Genomic DNA, 19,203 nt, shown 5'->3' on the forward strand with positions numbered 1-19,203 from the left:
GGATGCCGTCCGACCACACACCTGCGTCCCAAGGGCCCGAGCGGCCCGACCGGCCGTCGATCCTCGGCCCGGCCGCCGGCTTCGGCGTGACCTTCAGGGCCATGTTCAAGAAGCGGCTCACCGAGCAGTACCCGGAGCAGAAGAAGCCCACCGCCCCGCGCTTCCACGGCCGCCATCAGCTGAACCGGCACCCGGACGGCCTGGAGAAGTGCGTCGGCTGCGAGCTGTGCGCCTGGGCCTGCCCGGCGGACGCGATCTACGTCGAGGGCGCGGACAACCGGGACGAGGAGCGTTACTCGCCGGGTGAGCGCTACGGCGCGGTGTACCAGATCAACTACGCCCGCTGCATCCTGTGCGGGCTGTGCATCGAGGCCTGCCCGACCCGGGCGCTGACCATGACGAACGAGTACGAGCTCGCGGACTCCTCCCGCCGGGACCTGATCTTCACCAAGGAGCAGCTGCTGGTGGGCCTGTCCGAGGGCATGGTCGACACCCCGCACGCGATCTTCCCGGGCGCCGACGAGGGCGCGTACTACCGGGGCGAGATCACGGGGGCGGCGCCGGGGACGGTCCAGCAGGAGCGTACCGACCGGGAGAATGAGGCCCAGCAGTGATCACACGTCTCGCGGAAGCCACTGGGACGACCTCCACCGGCGAGGCCGTCCAGTTCTGGGTGCTCGCGGTGATCGCGGTCGGCGGCGCGCTCGGCATGCTGCTGATGAGGAGGGCCGTGCACAGCGCGCTCTGCCTGGCGGCCACCATGCTGGCGCTGGCGGTCTGTTACATGGCCCAGGGCGCGGTGTTCCTGGGCGTGGTGCAGATCGTCGTCTACACCGGCGCGATCATGATGCTGTTCCTGTTCGTGGTGATGCTGGTGGGTGTCACCAGTGCGGACTCGCTGAGGGAGCAGCTGAGGGGCCAGCGGTTCGCCGCGGTGCTGTGCGGGCTCGGCTTCGGCGTGCTGCTGATCGCCGGGATCGCGAACGCGAGGCTGGACCACTTCACCGGCCTGCACGAGGCGAACGCCGAGGGCAACGTGCCCGGTCTGGCCCGGCTGATCTTCACCCGGTACGTCTGGGCGTTCGAGGTCACCGGCGCGCTGCTGATCACGGCGGCGGTCGCGGCGATGGTGCTGACCCACCGGGAGCACGTGACGGCCCCGAGGACGCAGCGCGAGCTGGCCGCCCAGCGGGTCAAGGACAACATCCAGGTGCCGCCGATGCCGGCGCCGGGCGTGTACGCGCGGCACAACGCGGTGGACGTTCCGGCGTTGCTGCCGGACGGCACGGTCGCCGAGGAGTCGGTGATGGAGACGCTGCGTCAGCGCGGCCAGATCCGGGACGTCAGTCAGGCGATGCTGCAGCGGATGGCCGAGTTGGAGAACACCACGGCGGACTGGCTGGGCCGGCCGTCGTCCGAGCGGCCGCCGGTCACCGGGCCGCGCAAGTCCCTGGAGCCGGTGTCGGCCGACAACGGCGCGGGCAACGGGAAGCACCCGAAGGCCGACGAGGAGGGCGCGGAGTGAATCCGGTCAACTACCTTTATCTCTCGGCCCTGTTGTTCACCATCGGTGCGGCCGGTGTGCTGATCCGGCGGAACGCGATCGTGCTGTTCATGTGCGTCGAGCTGATGCTGAACGCCTCGAACCTGGCGCTGGTCACCTTCTCCCGGCTGCACGGCACCCTGGACGGCCAGATCATCGCGTTCTTCACCATGGTGGTCGCGGCGGCCGAGGTCGTGGTGGGCCTCGCGATCATCGTCTCCATCTTCAGGACCAGGCACTCCGCTTCGGTCGACGACAGCAACCTGATGAAGCTGTAGGCGGAGGGCCTTCGGTGAACTCTCTCATTCCGCTGCTCGTGGCGGCTCCGTTGGCCGGTGCCGCCCTGCTGCTGCTCGGTGGCCGGGCGCTGGACCGGACCGGCCACTGGCTGGCCACCGCGCTCGCGGCGCTCTCGTTCGGCTTCGGCCTCGCGCTGTTCTCGGACATGCTGGGCCGCGACACCGCGCACCGGGCGGTCACGACGCACCTGTTCAGCTGGATCCCGGTGAACGGTTTCCAGGCCGACGTGTCGTTCCTGCTCGACCAGCTGTCGATGACGTTCGTCCTGCTGATCACCGGCGTCGGCACGCTGATCCACCTCTACTCGGTCGGCTACATGGCGCACGACGAGCGCCGTCGCCAGTTCTTCGCGTACCTGAACCTGTTCCTGGCCGCCATGCTGCTGCTGGTGGTCGCGGACAACTACCTGCTGCTGTACGTCGGTTGGGAGGGCGTGGGCCTCGCCTCGTACCTGCTGATCGGGTTCTGGCAGCACAAGCCGAGCGCGGCGACGGCCGCCAAGAAGGCGTTCATCGTCAACCGCGTCGGCGACATGGGCCTGTCGATCGCGATCATGCTGATGTTCGTCGAGTTCGGCTCCTTCGCCTTCGGCCCGGTGTTCGGCGGGGCGAGCCGGGCGAGCGAGGGCACGCTGACGGCGATCGGCCTGATGCTGCTGCTGGCGGCCTGCGGCAAGTCGGCGCAGGTGCCGCTGCAGTCCTGGCTCGGGGACGCGATGGAGGGCCCGACCCCGGTCTCGGCCCTGATCCACGCGGCCACCATGGTGACCGCGGGCGTCTACCTGATCACCCGCTCCGCCGCGATCTTCAACCTGGCGCCGGACGCGCAGACCGCCGTGGTGGTGGTCGGCGCGGTCACGCTGCTGTTCGGTGCGATCGTCGGTTGCGCGAAGGACGACATCAAGAAGGCGCTGGCCGGCTCGACCATGTCGCAGATCGGCTACATGATCCTCGCGGCCGGCCTCGGCCCGATCGGCTACGCCTTCGCGATCATGCACCTGGTGACGCACGGCTTCTTCAAGGCCGGGCTGTTCCTCGGCGCCGGGTCGGTCATGCACGGCATGAACGACGAGGTGGACATGCGTCGTTACGGCGGCCTGCGCAGGTACATGCCGGTCACCTTCGTCACCTTCGGCCTCGGCTACCTGGCCATCATCGGCTTCCCGGGCCTGTCCGGCTTCTTCTCCAAGGACAAGATCATCGAGGCGGCCTTCGCCAAGGGCGGCACCGAGGGCTGGCTCCTCGGCCTGTGCGCACTCGTCGGCGCGGCCGTCACGGCGTTCTACATGACCCGGGTGATGCTGCTGACCTTCTTCGGCGAGCAGCGCTGGCGGGCGGACGCGGAGGGCAACGCCCCGCACCCGCACGAGTCGCCGAGGACGATGACGGTGCCGATGATCCTGCTGGCCGTCGGTTCGGTCTTCGCCGGCGGGCTGTTCGTGTTCAACGACTCGTTCCTGACCTGGCTGGAGCCGGTCACCGGCTACGAGGAGGGCAACTCGCCGCTCACCCCGCTGGCGGTCACCCTGCTCACCACGGCCTGCATGCTGGCCGGCGTCGGCGTCTCGTACCTGATGTACGGCCGCTCCGCCGTCCCCGTGGTGCCTCCGGTCGGCTCCCCGCTCACCCGGGCCGCCCGCCGTGACCTGCTCCAGGACGACTTCAACCGCGCCGTCCTGGTCCGTCCCGGCTCGGCGCTGACCGCGACGCTGGTCTTCTTCGACAGCCGCGGCCTGGACGGCTTCGTCAACGGCCTGGCCGCCACGATCGGTGGCCTCTCCGGGCGGCTGCGGCGGATCCAGAACGGCTTCGTCCGCTCGTACGCGCTCTCCATGTTCGGCGGCACGCTGGTGCTGGTCGCCACGACTCTCCTGATGAGGTCCGTCTGATGACTCGTCCCCCAAGCGAGGTGGGAGCATGAGCGCCCTGCTGACCGCCGCCTGCGCCGTCCCGGCGGCCGGCGCGGTGCTGACCGCCGCCCTGCCCGCCGGGTCCACCGAGGCCCGGCGGTCGACCACCAAGGCCGTCGCGCTGGGCGTCTCGGCCGTCACCCTGGCCCTGGCCGCCGCCGTGGCCGTGCGGTTCGACCCGCACGGCGCCCGCTACCAGCTGACCGAGTCGTACAGCTGGATCCGCTCCTTCGGCATCAGCTTCTCGCTGGGCGTGGACGGCATCGGCGCGGTGCTGGCCCTGCTCACCGCCGTGCTGGTGCCGGTCATCATGCTGGCCTCCTGGCACGACGCCGACCCGCCCGTCCCGGCCGCCAGCGGGGGAGCGGGGGCCGCCCCTGACGACACCTTCGAGAACAGGCGCCGCACCCAGGGATTCTTCGCCCTGATCCTCGCGGTGGAGGCGATGGTGATCGTCTCCTTCTACGCCACCGACCTCTTCGTGTTCTACGTGTTCTTCGAAGCCATGCTGATCCCGATGTACTTCCTGATCGGCGGCTTCGGCGACCGGGCCGGCGGCCCCGAGTCGGCGCGCCAGCGCTCCTACGCGGCCGTCAAGTTCCTGCTGTACAACCTGCTCGGCGGCCTGGTCATGCTGGCCGCCGTGATCGGCCTGTACGTGATCGCGCAGGACCAGGGCTTCGCGACCTTCGACCTGCCGACCCTCACCTCGGCGATCGCCGACGGGAAGCTGCAGCTCAGCGGCACCGCCTCGAAGGCGCTGTTCCTGGGATTCTTCTTCGCCTTCGCGGTGAAGGCCCCGCTGTGGCCGCTGCACACCTGGCTGCCGAACGCGATGGGCGAGGCCACCGCCGGGACGGCCGTCCTGATCACCGCGGTGGTGGACAAGGTCGGCACCTTCGCGATGCTGCGCTTCTGCCTCGGGCTGTTCCCGGACGCGTCGAAGACCTTCGCCCCGGCGATCCTGGTGCTGTCGGTGATCGGGATCATCTACGGCGCGCTGCTGGCGATCGGCCAGAAGGACATCAAGCGACTGGTGGCGTACGCCTCGATCTCGCACTTCGGGTTCATCATCATGGGCATCTTCGCGCTGACCAGCCAGGGACAGAGCGGCGCGACCCTCTACATGGTGAACCACGGCATCTCCACCGCCGCGTGGATGCTGGTGGCCGGCTTCCTGATCTCGCGTCGCGGGTCGCGGCTGATCGCCGACTACGGCGGCGTGCAGAAGGTCGCCCCGGTGCTCGCCGGGACGTTCCTGATCGGCGGCCTGGCCACCCTGTCGCTGCCGGGGCTCGCCCCGTTCGTCAGCGAGTTCCTGGTCCTGGTGGGCACGTTCACCCGCTACCCGGCGATCGGCATCATCGCGACCTTCGGCATCGTGCTGGCCGCGCTGTACGCGCTGCTGCTGTACCAGCGCACGATGACCGGCCCGGTGAAGGCCGAGGTGTCCGCGATGCCGGACCTCAAGGTCCGCGAACTGGCCGTCGTCGCCCCGCTGGTGGCGCTGACCATCCTGCTGGGCGTCTACCCGAAGCCGCTCACCGACCTCGTCAACCCGGCGGTGAACGCGACGCTCTCGCAGGTCCACCAGTCCGACCCGGCACCGACACACCCGGTCGCCGCCACCTCAGGAGGTGCGCACAAGTGAGCACCACGGGCATGCTCGCCGCCGTGAGCGGCAACACCCCCAGCATCCCGGCGCCGCACATCGAGTACGGCCAACTCTCCCCGATGCTGGTGGTGTTCGGCGCCGCCGTGGCCGGGGTCCTGGTGGAGGCCTTCGTGCCCCGCCGGTTCCGCCACTGGACGCAGGTGACGCTGGCCCTGACCGGGCTGGCCGGCGCGTTCGCCGCCGTGGTGGTCCTCGCCGCGCAGGGCCACGGCACCACCAGGATGGACCTGCTCGCCATGGAGTCGGTCGCGATGGACGGCCCGGCGCTGTTCCTGCAGGGCGTGATCCTGCTGGTCGCCGTGGTCGCCGTGCTGACGTACGCCGAGCGGCGCCTGGAGCCCAGGGCGGGCGGACAGCCGGCCGACGCGTTCGCCGCCCAGGCCGCCGCCACCCCGGGCGGCGAGCAGGAGCGGGCCGCGACCAGGGCGGGCCTCACCACCGGCGAGGTCTTCCCGCTGACGATGTTCGCGGTCGGCGGCATGCTGCTCTTCCCGGCCGCCAACGATCTGCTGACGATGTTCGTGGCGCTGGAGGTCCTCTCGCTGCCGCTGTACCTGCTGTGCGCGCTGGCCCGCCGCCGCCGGCTGCTCTCGCAGGAGGCGGCGGTCAAGTACTTCCTGCTCGGCGCCTTCGCCTCGGCGTTCTTCCTGTTCGGCACCGCGCTGCTGTACGGCTACGCGGGCAGCGTGAAGCTGGGCGACATCGCGGACGTCATCTCCGGCAAGGCGATGACCACCCCGGCGCTGCTGAGCACCACCCGCACCGACGTGCTGCTGCTGATCGGCCTGGCGATGCTGTCCGTCGGCCTGCTCTTCAAGGTCGGTGCGGTGCCCTTCCACTCCTGGACCCCGGACGTGTACCAGGGCGCGCCGACCCCGGTGACCGGCTTCATGGCGGCGGCCACGAAGGTCGCGGCCTTCGGGGCGTTCCTGCGGCTGTTCTACGTGGCGTTCCCGGGCGTGCGGCTGGACTGGCGGCCGGTGCTGTGGGGTGTGGCGATCCTGACCATGGTGGTCGGCGCGGTGCTGGCGGTGACGCAGCAGGACGTGAAGCGGCTGCTCGCCTACTCCTCGATCGCGCACGCCGGGTTCATCCTGACCGGCGTGATCGCCGTCAACAAGCAGGGGCTCAGCTCGGTGCTCTTCTACCTGCTGGCGTACTCCTTCGTGACGCTGGGCGCGTTCGCCGTGGTGACGCTGGTGCGCGACTCCAAGGGCGAGGCGACGCACCTGTCCAGCTGGGCGGGGCTCGGCCGGCGATCGCCGCTGGTGGCGGCGGTGTTCGCGCTGTTCCTGCTGGCCTTCGCGGGCATCCCGCTGACCTCCGGGTTCACCGGGAAGTTCGCGGTGTTCCAGGCGGCGGCGGCCGGCGGCGCGACGCCGCTGGTGATCGTCGGTGTGCTGAGCTCGGCGGTGGCCGCGTTCTTCTACATCCGGGTCATCGTGCTGATGTTCTTCTCGGATCCGCAGCCGGGCGGTCCGACGGTCGCGATCCCGAGCGCCTTCACGGCGACGGCGATCGGGGTCGGGGTCCTGGTCACGCTCGGGCTCGGGCTGCTGCCGCAGTACTTCCTCGACCTGGCGTCGAAGGCCGCGCTCTTCGTCCGCTGATCCCGGGTCGTCCGCCGGCCTCGACCGGCATTCCGTCTTTCCCGCCGTATCCCCGCCGCTTCCCCCGTTTCGTCCGGGCCGCGCCCTTCGGTGCGCGGCCCGGACACGCATTTGCCGCAATCTCCGGGCCTTATATTCCGGTCGAATTCTGACCCGCCGCCACGGTGCCTTCGCACCCCTCTGACCTGCGACGACGGCCCGATCACGACAGGATCCGCACGCCCGTGCAGTGATCCACTCGTGACCGGATACCCTGCCTGTATGGCCAGCGGCGGCACTCAGGGACCAGGCCGCTAGATCGACCAGGGACAGAGGAGTGGTCTTCGTGACCGTCGTGGGACCCTTCGGGCTCAGCGTGCAGGACCGCGACCTGACCCGGGACGTTCAGGCCGGACTGGACGCGGTGGAGGCGGCGCTCTCCGAGTCCGTCAAGAGTGACGTCCCCTTCATCACCGTCACCGCCAGTCACCTGATCGAGGCCGGAGGCAAGCGCTTCCGCCCGCTGCTCCTGCTCCTCGCCGCGCAGTTCGGCGACGCCGGTGCGCCGGGCGTGGTGCCGGCAGCGGTGGTCGTCGAGCTGACCCACCTCGCCACCCTGTACCACGACGACGTCATGGACGAGGCCCCGGTGCGCCGCGGCGCCCCCAGCGCCAACTCGCGCTGGGACAACTCGGTGGCCATCCTCACCGGTGACTTCCTGTTCTCCCGCGCCTCCCAGGTGCTCGCCGACCTCGGCCCGGAGGCGGTCCGGCTCCAGGCCGACGCCTTCGAGCGGCTGGTCACCGGTCAGATCCTGGAGACCCAGGGCCCCGGCCCGGGCACCGACCCGCTGCACCACTACCTCGACGTGCTGGCCGGCAAGACCGGATCGCTGATCGCCGCCTCCTGCAAGATAGGAGCGCTGATGGCCGGCGCCGACCCGCTGGTGGTGGACACCCTCAGCGAGTACGGCGAGCGGATCGGCATCGCGTTCCAGCTGGCCGACGACGTGCTCGACATCGCCAGCGACGGCCACGAGTCCGGCAAGACCCCCGGCACCGACCTGCGCGAGGGCGTGCCGACCCTGCCGACCCTGCTGCTCCAGCAGATGCCGGCCGACCCCGCCGACCCCGAGGACACCCGGCTGCGCGAGCTGCTCGCCCAGGACCTCGCCGACGACGAGCTGCACGCCGAGGCGCTGCGGCTGCTGCGCCGCCACCCCGCGCTGGAGCGGGCCCGCCGGGAGACCCTGCGGCAGGCCGAGGAGGCCCGCGCGCTGCTCGCCCCGCTGCCGGCCTGCCCGGCGAAGGAGGCCCTGGAGGCGCTCTGCGACTCGGTGGCGATCCGCACGATGTAACGGCGGCCGGTGCGGCGGCCGTTGCCCGAATCGCCCGGCGCGCCGCCGCCCGGATAGGGAAGACTGACCCCGTCAGCTCACCCTTCCGGAAGGTCGCCATGCGTCGCGTCGTCATCGCCGAGGACTCCGTACTGCTGCGGGAGGGCCTGACCCGGCTGCTCACCGACCGCGGACTGGAGGTCGTGGCGGGGGTCGGGGACGGTGACGCGCTGCTGAGGACCGTCCACGACCTGGCCGCCGCCGACGGGCTGCCGGACGTCGTGGTCTCCGACGTGCGGATGCCCCCGTCCCATACCGACGAGGGGCTGCGCGCCTGCGTCGAGCTGCGCGGCCGCTACCCGGAACTGGGTGTGCTCGTGCTGTCACAGTTCGTGGAGGAGCGCTACGCCTCCGAACTCCTGGCCGGTTCCACCCGGGGCGTCGGCTATCTGCTGAAGGACCGGGTCGCCGAGGTGCGCGAGTTCGCCGACGCGGTGGTCCGGGTCGCCGAGGGCGGCACCGCGCTGGACCCGGAGGTCGTGCAGCAGCTGCTCAGCCGCAGCCGCAAGGGCGACGTTCTGGCCAATCTGACCCCGCGCGAGCGCGAGGTGCTGGCGCTGATGGCGGAGGGCCGGACCAACGCGGCGATCGCCAGGCAGCTGGTGGTCTCGGACGGCGCGGTGGAGAAGCACGTCAGCAACATCTTCCTCAAGCTCGGCCTGGCCCAGAGCCCGGAGGACCACCGCCGGGTGCTGGCGGTGCTGACCTACATCAACTCCTAGCTCCTGGGCCGTCCGCGGAATGATCTCCGGCCGCCGAACGTTGTCGATCGTGTGCGATGAGGCGTCCGCCGGTGATTTCCCGCCGCACGCGGGAGTTCCGTCCCCGGCCGGGTAAGCGCGCATAGGATGCCAGAGGTGCACCAGGCGGACGGGGCACACGGTCACGCCCGCGGCTGGGGCGCCCACGAGGAGGTCCGCGGCAGTGACCAGTCAGGTCGATCAGTCAGAGGCAGTGGACGGCTCGGACGGCGGCGAGGTTCGCTCCGGGCCCGGTGAAGGCCGCTCTGGTCCCTCTGCGCCGACGAGTCCGCACGGACGTGCCAAGCCGATCCGTCGCCTGGACCGGGTGATCATCCGGTTCGCCGGCGACTCCGGCGACGGGATGCAGCTCACGGGTGACCGCTTCACCTCCGAGACCGCGTCCTTCGGCAACGACCTGTCCACGCTGCCGAACTTCCCGGCTGAGATCAGGGCGCCCGCCGGCACCCTGCCGGGCGTCTCGTCCTTCCAGCTGCACTTCGCCGACCACGACATCCTCACCCCCGGCGACGCCCCGAACGTCCTGGTCGCGATGAACCCGGCCGCCCTCAAGGCGAACCTGCCGGACCTGCCGCGCGGCGCCGAGATCATCGTCAACACCGACGAGTTCACCAAGCGCGCCCTCGCCAAGGTCGGCTACGCCGCCGACCCGCTCGCCGACGGCTCGCTGGAGGCCTACCACCTGCACAAGGTGCCGCTGACCACGCTGACGCTGGAGGCGCTCAAGGACAGCGGCCTGGCCCGCAAGGACGCCGAGCGGGCGAAGAACATGTTCGCCCTGGGCCTGCTGTCCTGGATGTACCACCGGCCCACCCACGGCACCGAGACGTTCCTGCGCAGCAAGTTCGCGAAGAAGCCGCAGATCGCCGAGGCCAACATCAGCGCCTTCCGGGCGGGCTGGAACTTCGGCGAGACCACCGAGTCCTTCGCGGTGTCCTACGAGGTGCCGCCGGCGAAGCTGCCGGCCGGCCGCTACCGCAACATCTCCGGCAACCTGGCGCTCTCCTACGGCCTGATCGCCGCCTCCAGGCGCTCCGGGCTGCCGCTCTACCTCGGCTCGTACCCGATCACCCCGGCCTCGGACATCCTGCACGAGCTGAGCAAGCACAAGAACTTCGGCGTGCGCACCTTCCAGGCCGAGGACGAGATCGCCGGCATCGGCGCCGCCCTGGGCGCGGCGTTCGGCGGCTCGCTCGGCGTGACGACCACCTCCGGCCCGGGCATCGCGCTCAAGAGCGAGACCATCGGCCTGGCCGTCTCGCTCGAACTCCCGCTGCTGGTCGTGGACATCCAGCGCGGCGGCCCGTCCACCGGGCTGCCGACCAAGACCGAGCAGGCCGACCTGCTGCAGGCGATGTTCGGCCGCAACGGCGAGGCCCCGGTGCCGATCGTCGCCCCGGCCACGCCCGCCGAGTGTTTCGACGCGGCCCTGGAGGCGGCCCGGATCGCCGTCACCTACCGCACCCCGGTGTTCCTGCTCTCGGACGGCTACCTGGCCAACGGCTCGGAGCCGTGGCGGATCCCGGAGATCGACGAACTCCCGTCCATCGATCCGGACTTCGCCACCGGCCCGAACCGCGAGGACGGCGCCTTCTGGCCCTACCAGCGCGACCCGCAGACCCTGGCCCGCCCGTGGGCGCTGCCCGGCACCCCCGGCCTGGAGCACCGGATCGGTGGCATCGAGAAGCAGGACGGCACCGGCAACATCTCCTACGACCCGGCCAACCACGACTTCATGGTCCGCACCCGGCAGGCCAAGGTGGACGGCATCACCGTGCCGCCGGTCGAGGTGGACGACCCGAGCGGCGAGGCCCGCGTGCTGGTGCTCGGCTGGGGTTCGACGTACGGCCCGATCACCGCGGCCGTGCGGCGGGTCCGGGCGGACGGCGGCGAGATCGCCCAGGCCCACCTGCGCAACCTGAACCCGTTCCCGGCCAACCTGGGCACGGTGCTGAGGAGTTACGACAAGATCATCGTCCCCGAGATGAACCTCGGCCAGCTGGCGCTGCTGCTGCGCGCCAAGTACCTGGTGGACGCCGAGTCCTACAACCAGGTGCGCGGGCTGCCGTTCAAGGCGGCGCAGCTGGCGGACGTGCTGTGGGCGGCGATCGGCACCCTGGACGAGGAGGACCACCGATGAGCGACCAGTTCCCCTCGCTTGGCCTGGTGCCGAAGGCGGACGGGCCGCAGAGCGCGAAGGAGTTCAAGACCGACCAGGAGGTGCGCTGGTGCCCCGGGTGCGGGGACTACGCGATCCTGGCGGCGGTGCAGGCGTTCATGCCGGAGCTGGGGATCAGACGGGAGAACACCGTCTTCGTCTCCGGGATCGGCTGTTCCTCGCGCTTCCCGTACTACATGAACACCTATGGCGTTCACTCGATCCACGGGCGGGCGCCGGCGATCGCGACGGGGCTGGCGTCCTCGCGGCCGGACCTGAGTGTGTGGGTGGTGACGGGTGACGGCGACGCGCTGTCGATCGGCGGCAACCATCTGATCCACGCGCTGCGCCGGAACGTCAATCTGAAGATCCTTCTGTTCAACAACCGGATCTACGGTCTCACCAAGGGCCAGTACTCGCCGACCAGCGAGCTCGGCAAGATCACCAAGTCCACGCCGATGGGCTCGCTGGACGCCCCGTTCAACCCGCTGTCGCTGGCGATCGGCGCGGAGGCCTCCTTCGTCGCCCGGACGATCGACTCCGACCGGCAGCACCTGCAGTCGGTGCTGCGGGCGGCGGCGCGGCACGAGGGCACGGCGCTGGTGGAGATCTACCAGAACTGCAACATCTTCAACGACGGTGCCTTCGAGGTGCTGAAGGAGCCGGGCACCCGGGACGAGGCGCTGATCCGGCTGGAGCACGGGCAGCCGGTGCGCTTCGGCGCGGACGGCGGCAACGGCGTGTTCCGCGGCGCGGACGGCGAGCTGTTCACGGCGGCGGTGACGCCGGAGAACGAGGCCGGGGTGCTGGTCCACGACGCACACTCGGCCAGCCCGGCGACGGCCTTCGCGCTCTCCCGGATCGCCGACGCCGACACGCTGCACCACACTCCGATCGGCGTGCTGCGGGACGTGAAGCGGCCGGTGTACGACGAGTTGATGGCGAGCCAGCTGGCGACGGCGGAGGCCCACCGGGGCCCGGGCGACCTCGCGACGCTGCTGGCGGGCAGCGACACGTGGACGGTCGACTGACGGCTGTGCGGGAGCGGCGCCCCTCGGTGAACTGCCGGGGGGCGCCGCCTTTTTCACGGGAGGGGGTGGGGCATCAGTAGACGCAGGGGATGCCGCCGTTGGATTCGGCGTCGACGCCCGGGCCCTGCACGGGGAGGCCGGCGGCGGGGTCGGAGGGCGCCGGAGTGGCGCCGGTGGTCGGGTTGGCGCCGGCCTTGTCGCCGGCCGGGGCGGTGAATCCGGTGCCGAGGGTGACGGTGACGTGGCCGGCCGCGGTGGAGGAGGACTCGGTGGCGGTCACGCCGTAGCGGGCGGCGATCTGCTCGGCGGCGTCCTGGGCGCCCTTGCCGTAGACCACCGTGGTGGTCTTCGGCTTCGTGGTCGCGGGGCCGGACTTGCCCTCCTTGAAGCCCATCGCCACGAGGGCCTTGGACTCGGAGTCTGCGGCGCCGTCCACCTTGGAGGCGTTGTAGACGTCGACGGTGGCGGCCTTGGCGGTGGTGGTCGGCGCCTGGGTGGGTGTCGGCTGGGCGGAGGCGGAGGCCGCGTCGGTCGCGCCCTCAGCCGGGGCAGCGGGCGCGGCGGCGTCGGCGTAGCCGAACAGCTGCTTGACGACCTTCTGGACCTTCGACGGGGTGACGAGGTTGACGTCCTGGCCGTTCTTCTTGCCGAAGCCGTCGAAGGTCAGGGTGTTGAACTCGACGTTGCCGCCGGTCAGGGCCGGGGCCTGCTGGGCGAAGTCGAGGACGTTCCACTCGTTGTCGATGACGAGGTCCTTCTGGACGACCCCGAAGAGCTTCTGGAGTTTGCCGAGGTCGCTGATGATGCCGTCCTGCTTGAGCTTGTGCACGACGGAGGAGATGAAGGCCTGCTGGCGGTGGGTGCGGGCGAAGTCGCCGGTGTTCCCGTCGGGGCCGTCCAGGTTGTGCCGCTGGCGGACGAAGGAGAGCGCCTGGGAGGCGTTGAGCTTGTTGATGCCCTTGTGGAAGTCGGCGCCGGAGCCCTGGCCTTCGATGGCCGGGTCTTTGGTGTCGTGGGTGAGGCAGACCTCGATCGGCTCGACCGCCTTGGCGATGTCGTAGAAGCCCATGAGGTTGACCTCGGCGATGTGGTCGATCGGCTGGTCGAGGAACTTCTGGACGGTCCGGATGGTGGCCGCACGCCCGGCGTCGCGGCCGGCCTTCTCCAGGTCCGCGCCCTTGAGGCCCTTGGCCTGGAGGCCCGGGTTCGCCTTCTCCTTGGCCGCGCCGTAGGCCTCCTTGATCTTGGCCATGCCCAACTGGGAGCCGTCGCCGTCGTAGGTCATGACGTAGTCGTCACGCGGTACGGAGACGGCCTGTACCTTGCCGCCGTTCGCGGGGATGTGCAGCAGGATCAGGCTGTTGGTGTTGTAGCCGCCGATGTCGGAGCTGTGGCCGGCGTGCAGCTCGTCCTGGACGAAGGCCGGGTCGAGGTCCGAGCCGTCCATGTTCTTGCGGCTGTCGAGGCCGATCAGCAGCAGGTTGACGGAATTGTCCAGGTGTTTGGGCGCGTCCTTCTTCGTCTCCGCGATGACGTTGGACGTGGTCATCCCGTCGGTGAGCTGCTTGTACTCGTACCAGACGACGCCGCTCGAGACGAACACCGCCAGCGCGACCGAACAGGCCGCCGCCCGGCTCGCAACGAGCAGTGGCGAACGCCGTCCGGCCGGCGCCTGCGGGGCTTGCGCGGTGCGGCGGGCAGCGGCCCGGCCGCCTTGCGGGTTCTCGGCGTTACCGGCGTTCTCAGCCATGGTGTTTCCTCCTGTCCCGGGCCACCCGGACCACGATCACCAGCACGGCTGCCCCCGCAGCCGCGGCCATGACGGGAAAGCCGTGGACGACCCACTTCGCGGAGCCGGTCGCCAGGGCCTTGCCCCGGTACGCGTCGCCGTTGGCGAGCAGTTCGGCGGCGGCCGTCACCCCGAGGACGAGCAGGGGCGAGGCGCAGAGCACCCACCACCAGCCGTTGCGGCTGCTGAGCGTGGCCGCCAGGGCAGTCCCGACGACGGCACCGACCGCGAACGCGATTCCCATGCCCGGGCCGGACGTCTCGTCGATCCCCGCACCCGCGGCGGGCAGCACGATCGCCAGTGCGGCGGGCACGGCGGGGCCGCCCGGGCGGGGCCGGGCGGGGCCCGCGGTTCTCGCGGCCTGCCGCTCCGTCTCCTGTTTTGAGGACGTCCGTCCTCGTCGTCCCGCCACGCACTCACCCCCCGGTGTCTCTTGCGTCCGTGCGCTGCGGCGTGCGCCTTCGTCCGTTCCCTCGTGGGAGGGCGTCGGGGGCGCTGCCGATTCACTGGACGTCGGCGTTCGGCCGGCCGGTTCCCGCTGTCGGTCGGGGGCAGGCTCGCGTCACTGGTTTCCTCTACACGGGTGTAGAGATCGAGCGCAGCATATAGCACCCCTGTTCGGCGAAGGTCCCGGACCGCGACTCCCCGGCGGGGCTGTTCGATTGTTGCCGACGGGGCGGAAGGGAGGGGCCGTTTCCCGAAAGAGGGTCTACACTGCACCGAGTAGTTTTGTGCGAGGTGCGAGGGGAGTGGCCGTGGCGGCGACGAGCGGAGCGGGTCGGCCGGAGAAGCGCAAGGCGATCACGCGGGCCGCGACGGCCGTGTTCGGGCGCGAGGGGTACGTCCGCGCGAGCATGGACGTGATCGCGGCGGAGGCGGGCGTCTCGAAGCGCACGGTGTACAACCACTTCGTCGACAAGGAGACCCTGTTCCTGTCGGTGGCGCTGGAGAACTCCGCCGAACTGACCGAGAAGGTCCGGGACTTGGTCGACCGCCACCTCGGCAAGATCGTGGACCTGCGGCAGGACCTGACCGACTTCGCCGTCGACCGGGCGCGGGCCGTGCTTTCGGCGGGCGACCATGGCGCGCTGGGCCGGGCCATCCGCGCCGAGGTGGCCAACATCCCGGCGGACGTCCTGGAGGCGTGGCTGGAGGCCGGCCCGATCGCCTCGCTGCGGGATCTCGCGGCGCGGTTCGAGGCGCTGGCCGGGCGCGGGCTGCTGGCGATCGACGATCCGGCGCTGGCCGCCGAGCAGTTCACGCTGCTGGCCTTCCACGGCATCGCCGAGCGCTCGTTCTGGGGTGCGCTGCCGGTGCCGGAGGAGGAGGTCGCGCGGATCGCCGCAGTAGGGGTCGACGCGTTCCTGAAGATCTACGGGGTGCCCGCGGCCGGCTGAATCGCGGACACCCCGTGCGTCCGAACTACCGACGGGTCACGACTTCCAGTTGATGCCCTTGTTGAGGGTGTACGGCTCGCCCCAGTACTCGGCGCCGGCGACCTTGGAGGCCGACGGGGAGAGCGCCACCGCGCAGGAGGTGGAGGACTGGCCGTTGGTGAAGCCCTTCGGCAGCGAGTTGTTCGGGCACTTGTCGAAGGTGCCGATGACCCCCAGGTCGGTGGCCTCGGTGCCGTCCGCGAGGAGTCCCTTCATGTGGGTCACGCTGGTGAACGACAGGTCGGTGGTGCCGACGTTGGTGATCTTGTAGTGGATGTAGTACGGCACCAGGCCCTTGACCCTGTCGCCGAGCTTGAACGGGGCAAGGTCGGCCGGGTCGCCCTGGTCGATCGAGGTGACCGCGAGCGAGATCGCGCCCTTGGTGCTGCCGGAGCTGAACGGGATCTGGACGGCGTCGCCGACCTTGACGGTGGTCCCGGGCGCCGGGGTCTGCCCGCCGCCGTTGCCGCCGGGCACCGGGGCGCCGGTGGCGGGCGCGGCGGCCGAGCTGGTCGGCGCGGCCGCGGTCGGCGCGGCGGCCGAGGTGGCCGGGGCGCTCGGCTCGGTCGAGGCCGCGGCGGACGTCGGCGCGGCGGTGGTCGCCGTGTCGGACGACGCCGTGTCGTCGTTGCAGGCGGTCAGCGTCAGCACGCCGACCACCGCCAGCCCGGCGAGTGCGCGCATGCTCGATCTGGTGGCGAAGGTGTTCACGTGGAGTCGTCCCCCCGAGTCTTCGGACCGTCAGGTGAAGGTCCTTGTGGTCCATGTTGATAGCGCAACTGGGCTGCGGGGACTACGACTTTGACGGCCCCTTCACCAGGTCGTGACGGCTTGGGCACCGACCTGGTGCAGGGATGCGGAGTTGATCACGGTCTCCGCCCCGGAGAGTCGGTTGCCGGGCGGCGGGGGAGCCCGGAGCGGTGTGGGGATCGTCACCGTTCCACCTGGATGTTCGGGATCCTACGATCGCCCCGTGAATGACAGCTACTTCCAGCGCACCGGCGATCGCCGCTTCAAGCCCACGGTCCACGCGGGCGGCGCCTGGAACGCGGACGAACAGCACTTCAGCCCGGTGGCGGGCCTGATCGTCCACGCGATCGAGCGGCACCGCGCGACGGGCCCCGACAACGGGCTGGCGCTGGCCCGGATCAGCTACGACATCCTCGGCCGGATCGCCGTCGACGAGTGCGAGATCACGGTGGAGACCATCCGGCCGGGGCGGACGATCGAGCTGGTGGAGGCGGTCCTGGTGATCGCCGACCGGCCGGTGATCCGGGCCCGTGCCTGGTTCCTCGTCTCCCGCGACTCCACCGCCGTTGCCGACAGCCCGATTGAGCGGCTCGGTGCGCCCGAGGAGTTCACACCGTGGGCGATGAGTGAGCTGTGGGACGGGGGTTACATCGCCTCGATCGACGTTCGGCGCCGGGAGTCGGCTCCTGGGCGTGCGGCGGCCTGGATCAGCAGTGAGCTCGATCTGGTGGCCGGGGAGCCGAGCAGCCCGCTCGCGTCGTTCATAGCCTTGGTGGACACGGCCAACGGGATCGCCGTGCGGCAGCCCCCGACGGGGTGGATGTTCCCGAACGTGGATCTGACCATCCACCTTCACCGCCAGCCGCAGGGGCGTTGGACGGGCCTGGACACCACGGTCACCTTCGGCCCGGCCGGGCACGGGCTCACCAGCAGCGTGCTCCACGATGCGACCGGCCCGGTCGGATCAGCGCAGCAGGTGCTTACCGTACGGCCGCTGGCCGGGAGTTAGCACCGGACTGCGTGCGGCTGGACCACCAGACCGAGCCGAACAGGAGCGCCCCGGGGGCGATTCCGGCGACGGTCGAGATGGCGGCGTCGGGAGCACCGAGGGCCGCGAGGACCATGCCGACCGCACCACAGGCCGCCATCGACCCGCCGAGGACGCGGAGTTCGGGCCTGCGCCAGGCGGAGGCGAGGCCGAAGAAGTGGACGCCGACGACGAAGGCGATCCAGCCGACCGTGGCGTGTGGGGTGTGGAGGACCTTGTTGATCACCATGAGGCCGGTGGCTATGGCGAGCACCTCGGCCGCGACGACGAGCCAGTAGCGGCCACCGAAGCGAGCTCTCGGGGCGGTGGTTGCTTCGGGTGCGGCGGGGCGGCGGTTGAAGAGGCCCAGGAAGAGGAAGGCGACGACGGCGAGTACGCGGAGCGGGATGGCGACGGCGGTCGGCAGGGCTCCGGCGTTGGCTTGGACGAAGACGAGCCCGAAGCTCGAACCGATGATCCTGGTGGTTCGGACACTGTTCATGATCGGAAGATAGCGCCACCGCCTCTGCTGTCAGCGCAATGGGCGATGACAGCAGGAGGAGGGCGCGGTTCAGATGAGGTGGTCGAACTCGCCGGCCTTGGCTCCGAGGATGAAGGCGCGGAGCTTGGCGGTTGTGGTGGTGACGATGACGTCGGGATCGTCAGATTCGCGAAGGTGGCGGAGGTCATCTGTTCCGGCGGCCAGCTCAAGGCAGTTATTGGCACCTTCGGCGTTGCTGTATGACGACTTCTGCCAGGAGAAGTTGGACATCACGGGCCTTTCACGACTGAAGTAGATACAGAAGATGATGAAGGAGCCCCCACGAGTCACGGTTAGGGAGTCCTTGCAACGCCGTCTCGCGATCGGCAACTGGCAGGGCGTGGGCACTGAGTTGCTGGAACATCTCGCCATAGGATGCCAGTTCAGCTTGCTCGCCAAGGTGCTCCGCGCGCTTCGGGCCATCCAAAATGACCGTCGCAAGTTCAGGGCAGCCGGGATCACAGAAGAGGAAAGAGCCTGAGAACGGTGGGATTCTCGGCGCGGTGAACGGCAGTACCTGGAGATCCACGTTGGGAAGCTCGGCGATCCTGAGCAGATGCACCAGTTGGGCTCGCGTGACATCATCTCCGGCGAATCGCATCCGCAGCGCGGCCTCGTGAATGACGAACCGGAAATGCCGCTGCTTGTCGTCGGTCAGGATCCGCTGTCGCTCCATGCGGAACTGGACCTGTGTCGCCGTATCCCACTTCCTTGGCCCTCCGTTGTAGAGCGCTTCGGTGTAGGCGGGTAGTTGCAGGATGCCGGGGATGTGCAGTGTCTCGTAGTTGTCGAGTCGGGTTGCCCGATCTTCGCACTCGGAGAGATCAAGAGCGAGGGCCGGGACCTTGCCCTCGAACTTGCTCCACCAGCCCTTGCCAGTGCTTCGCCCCATCTCCGCAAGAACCCTGCGATAGGTCGGATCCGTGCAGCCGTAGGCGTCGAGCCAGACTTCGAGGCGTTCGGGGTTGAGCGTGATCCGGCCTGCCTCGGTGTGGCTCACTGCCGGAACCTTCATGCCGACCAGGGCGCCGGCCTCTGCCGACGAGAGGCCGGCGGCCGTTCGCAGGCGCTGAAGCTCTTCGCCGAATCGGCGCTGTCGCTGGCTGATTGGTCCCTTGTATCCCACGATCGTCCTTCCCTCCGGCGCAGTCTCGCGCACATCCCATGCAGGACGCCACCAACGAGTGATGGAGAGTCTGAGGGCTTGCAAGTTTGGCAGACGGGCCCCTACTCTCAGTGTTGCACCGATCACACGACGGAGCGTCAGTAACGCCTTGTCTCAAGGCAGTAGGCGCCTG

At 70.1% G+C, this 19,203-nt stretch carries 19 protein-coding genes; 12 read left to right on the forward strand and 7 right to left on the reverse strand.

Annotated features, from left to right (window positions below):
• Positions 1-2 precede the first annotated feature (2 nt).
• From nuoI to F7Q99_RS15630, 10 genes are all read left to right on the forward strand, one after another.
• A complete protein-coding gene (gene nuoI, locus F7Q99_RS15585; protein ID WP_153462038.1) occupies positions 3-614 on the forward strand; it encodes an NADH-quinone oxidoreductase subunit NuoI in 612 nt (203 codons plus the stop codon).
• The gene (locus tag F7Q99_RS15590) at positions 614-1,525 is read left to right on the forward strand and encodes an NADH-quinone oxidoreductase subunit J (RefSeq protein WP_326847208.1); all 912 of its coding nucleotides are present in this window, start codon (positions 614-616) and stop codon (positions 1,523-1,525) included. Before nuoI ends, F7Q99_RS15590 begins: the two co-directional genes overlap by 1 nt.
• The gene (gene nuoK, locus F7Q99_RS15595; protein ID WP_195911268.1) at positions 1,522-1,821 is read left to right on the forward strand and encodes an NADH-quinone oxidoreductase subunit NuoK; all 300 of its coding nucleotides are present in this window, start codon (positions 1,522-1,524) and stop codon (positions 1,819-1,821) included. The genes F7Q99_RS15590 and nuoK overlap by 4 nt, the downstream gene beginning before the upstream one ends.
• A gap of 14 nt (positions 1,822-1,835) precedes the next feature.
• Positions 1,836-3,731, forward strand: coding sequence for an NADH-quinone oxidoreductase subunit L (gene nuoL / locus F7Q99_RS15600; RefSeq protein ID WP_326846704.1), 1,896 nt, complete (start codon positions 1,836-1,838; stop codon positions 3,729-3,731).
• 28 nt (positions 3,732-3,759) lie between these two features.
• Complete coding sequence (locus tag F7Q99_RS15605; RefSeq protein WP_153462040.1) at positions 3,760-5,403, forward strand: NADH-quinone oxidoreductase subunit M; 1,644 nt, start codon at positions 3,760-3,762, stop codon at positions 5,401-5,403.
• 11 nt (positions 5,404-5,414) lie between these two features.
• Positions 5,415-7,037, forward strand: a complete 1,623-nt coding sequence (gene nuoN / locus F7Q99_RS15610) for an NADH-quinone oxidoreductase subunit NuoN (protein ID WP_153466234.1) — start codon at positions 5,415-5,417, stop codon at positions 7,035-7,037.
• 325 nt (positions 7,038-7,362) lie between these two features.
• The gene (locus F7Q99_RS15615) at positions 7,363-8,373 is read left to right on the forward strand and encodes a polyprenyl synthetase family protein (protein ID WP_326846705.1); all 1,011 of its coding nucleotides are present in this window, start codon (positions 7,363-7,365) and stop codon (positions 8,371-8,373) included.
• Positions 8,374-8,471: 98 nt separating this feature from the next.
• Complete coding sequence (locus F7Q99_RS15620) at positions 8,472-9,134, forward strand: response regulator transcription factor (RefSeq protein WP_153462044.1); 663 nt, start codon at positions 8,472-8,474, stop codon at positions 9,132-9,134.
• A gap of 346 nt (positions 9,135-9,480) precedes the next feature.
• The gene (locus F7Q99_RS15625) at positions 9,481-11,313 is read left to right on the forward strand and encodes a 2-oxoacid:acceptor oxidoreductase subunit alpha (protein ID WP_407697788.1); all 1,833 of its coding nucleotides are present in this window, start codon (positions 9,481-9,483) and stop codon (positions 11,311-11,313) included.
• Positions 11,310-12,362 (forward strand): 2-oxoacid:ferredoxin oxidoreductase subunit beta, encoded by a 1,053-nt coding sequence (locus tag F7Q99_RS15630; protein ID WP_153462046.1) that lies wholly within the window; start codon positions 11,310-11,312, stop codon positions 12,360-12,362. Before F7Q99_RS15625 ends, F7Q99_RS15630 begins: the two co-directional genes overlap by 4 nt.
• A 73-nt stretch (positions 12,363-12,435) precedes the next feature.
• Here the strand turns inward: F7Q99_RS15630 and F7Q99_RS15635 are convergent, their stop codons facing one another.
• Together F7Q99_RS15635 and F7Q99_RS15640 are read right to left on the reverse strand one after the other, a co-directional pair.
• Entirely contained in the window at positions 12,436-14,112 is a 1,677-nt protein-coding gene (locus F7Q99_RS15635) for an LCP family protein (protein WP_153462048.1), read from the reverse strand.
• Positions 14,105-14,464: a DUF6542 domain-containing protein gene (locus F7Q99_RS15640; protein ID WP_153462050.1), complete on the reverse strand. Its 360-nt coding sequence runs from the start codon at positions 14,462-14,464 to the stop codon at positions 14,105-14,107. The genes F7Q99_RS15635 and F7Q99_RS15640 overlap by 8 nt, the downstream gene beginning before the upstream one ends.
• Before the next feature lie 442 nt (positions 14,465-14,906).
• On the opposite strand from F7Q99_RS15640, the gene F7Q99_RS43155 reads away from it, so the two are divergent.
• Complete coding sequence (locus tag F7Q99_RS43155) at positions 14,907-15,548, forward strand: TetR/AcrR family transcriptional regulator (RefSeq protein WP_326846706.1); 642 nt, start codon at positions 14,907-14,909, stop codon at positions 15,546-15,548.
• Positions 15,549-15,584: 36 nt separating this feature from the next.
• On the opposite strand, the gene F7Q99_RS15650 is transcribed toward F7Q99_RS43155, so the two are convergent.
• Together F7Q99_RS15650 and F7Q99_RS42595 are read right to left on the reverse strand one after the other, a co-directional pair.
• On the reverse strand, positions 15,585-16,271 hold the full coding sequence (locus F7Q99_RS15650) for a hypothetical protein (RefSeq protein ID WP_195911076.1): 687 nt from the start codon (positions 16,269-16,271) through the stop codon (positions 15,585-15,587).
• A gap of 129 nt (positions 16,272-16,400) precedes the next feature.
• Entirely contained in the window at positions 16,401-16,523 is a 123-nt protein-coding gene (locus tag F7Q99_RS42595; protein ID WP_268267550.1) for a hypothetical protein, read from the reverse strand.
• A 37-nt stretch (positions 16,524-16,560) separates the two neighbouring features.
• Between F7Q99_RS42595 and F7Q99_RS15655 the strand changes: the two genes are divergently transcribed.
• Positions 16,561-17,346: a thioesterase family protein gene (locus tag F7Q99_RS15655; RefSeq protein WP_326846707.1), complete on the forward strand. Its 786-nt coding sequence runs from the start codon at positions 16,561-16,563 to the stop codon at positions 17,344-17,346.
• On the opposite strand, the gene F7Q99_RS15660 is transcribed toward F7Q99_RS15655, so the two are convergent.
• The 3 genes from F7Q99_RS15660 to F7Q99_RS15670 all read right to left on the reverse strand — a co-directional run bounded on the left by F7Q99_RS15660 (position 17,318) and on the right by F7Q99_RS15670 (position 19,031).
• Positions 17,318-17,866, reverse strand: coding sequence for a hypothetical protein (locus F7Q99_RS15660; protein ID WP_153462054.1), 549 nt, complete (start codon positions 17,864-17,866; stop codon positions 17,318-17,320). The two genes, F7Q99_RS15655 and F7Q99_RS15660, sit on opposite strands and share 29 nt — an antisense overlap.
• Before the next feature lie 69 nt (positions 17,867-17,935).
• Positions 17,936-18,136, reverse strand: a complete 201-nt coding sequence (locus tag F7Q99_RS15665; protein ID WP_153462056.1) for a DUF397 domain-containing protein — start codon at positions 18,134-18,136, stop codon at positions 17,936-17,938.
• Positions 18,137-18,146: 10 nt separating this feature from the next.
• Positions 18,147-19,031: a helix-turn-helix domain-containing protein gene (locus F7Q99_RS15670; protein WP_195911077.1), complete on the reverse strand. Its 885-nt coding sequence runs from the start codon at positions 19,029-19,031 to the stop codon at positions 18,147-18,149.
• Between the last annotated feature and the right edge of the window lie 172 nt (positions 19,032-19,203).

The sequence above is a fragment of the Streptomyces kaniharaensis genome, assembly GCF_009569385.1.
Classification (GTDB): Bacteria; Actinomycetota; Actinomycetes; order Streptomycetales; family Streptomycetaceae; genus Kitasatospora; species Kitasatospora kaniharaensis.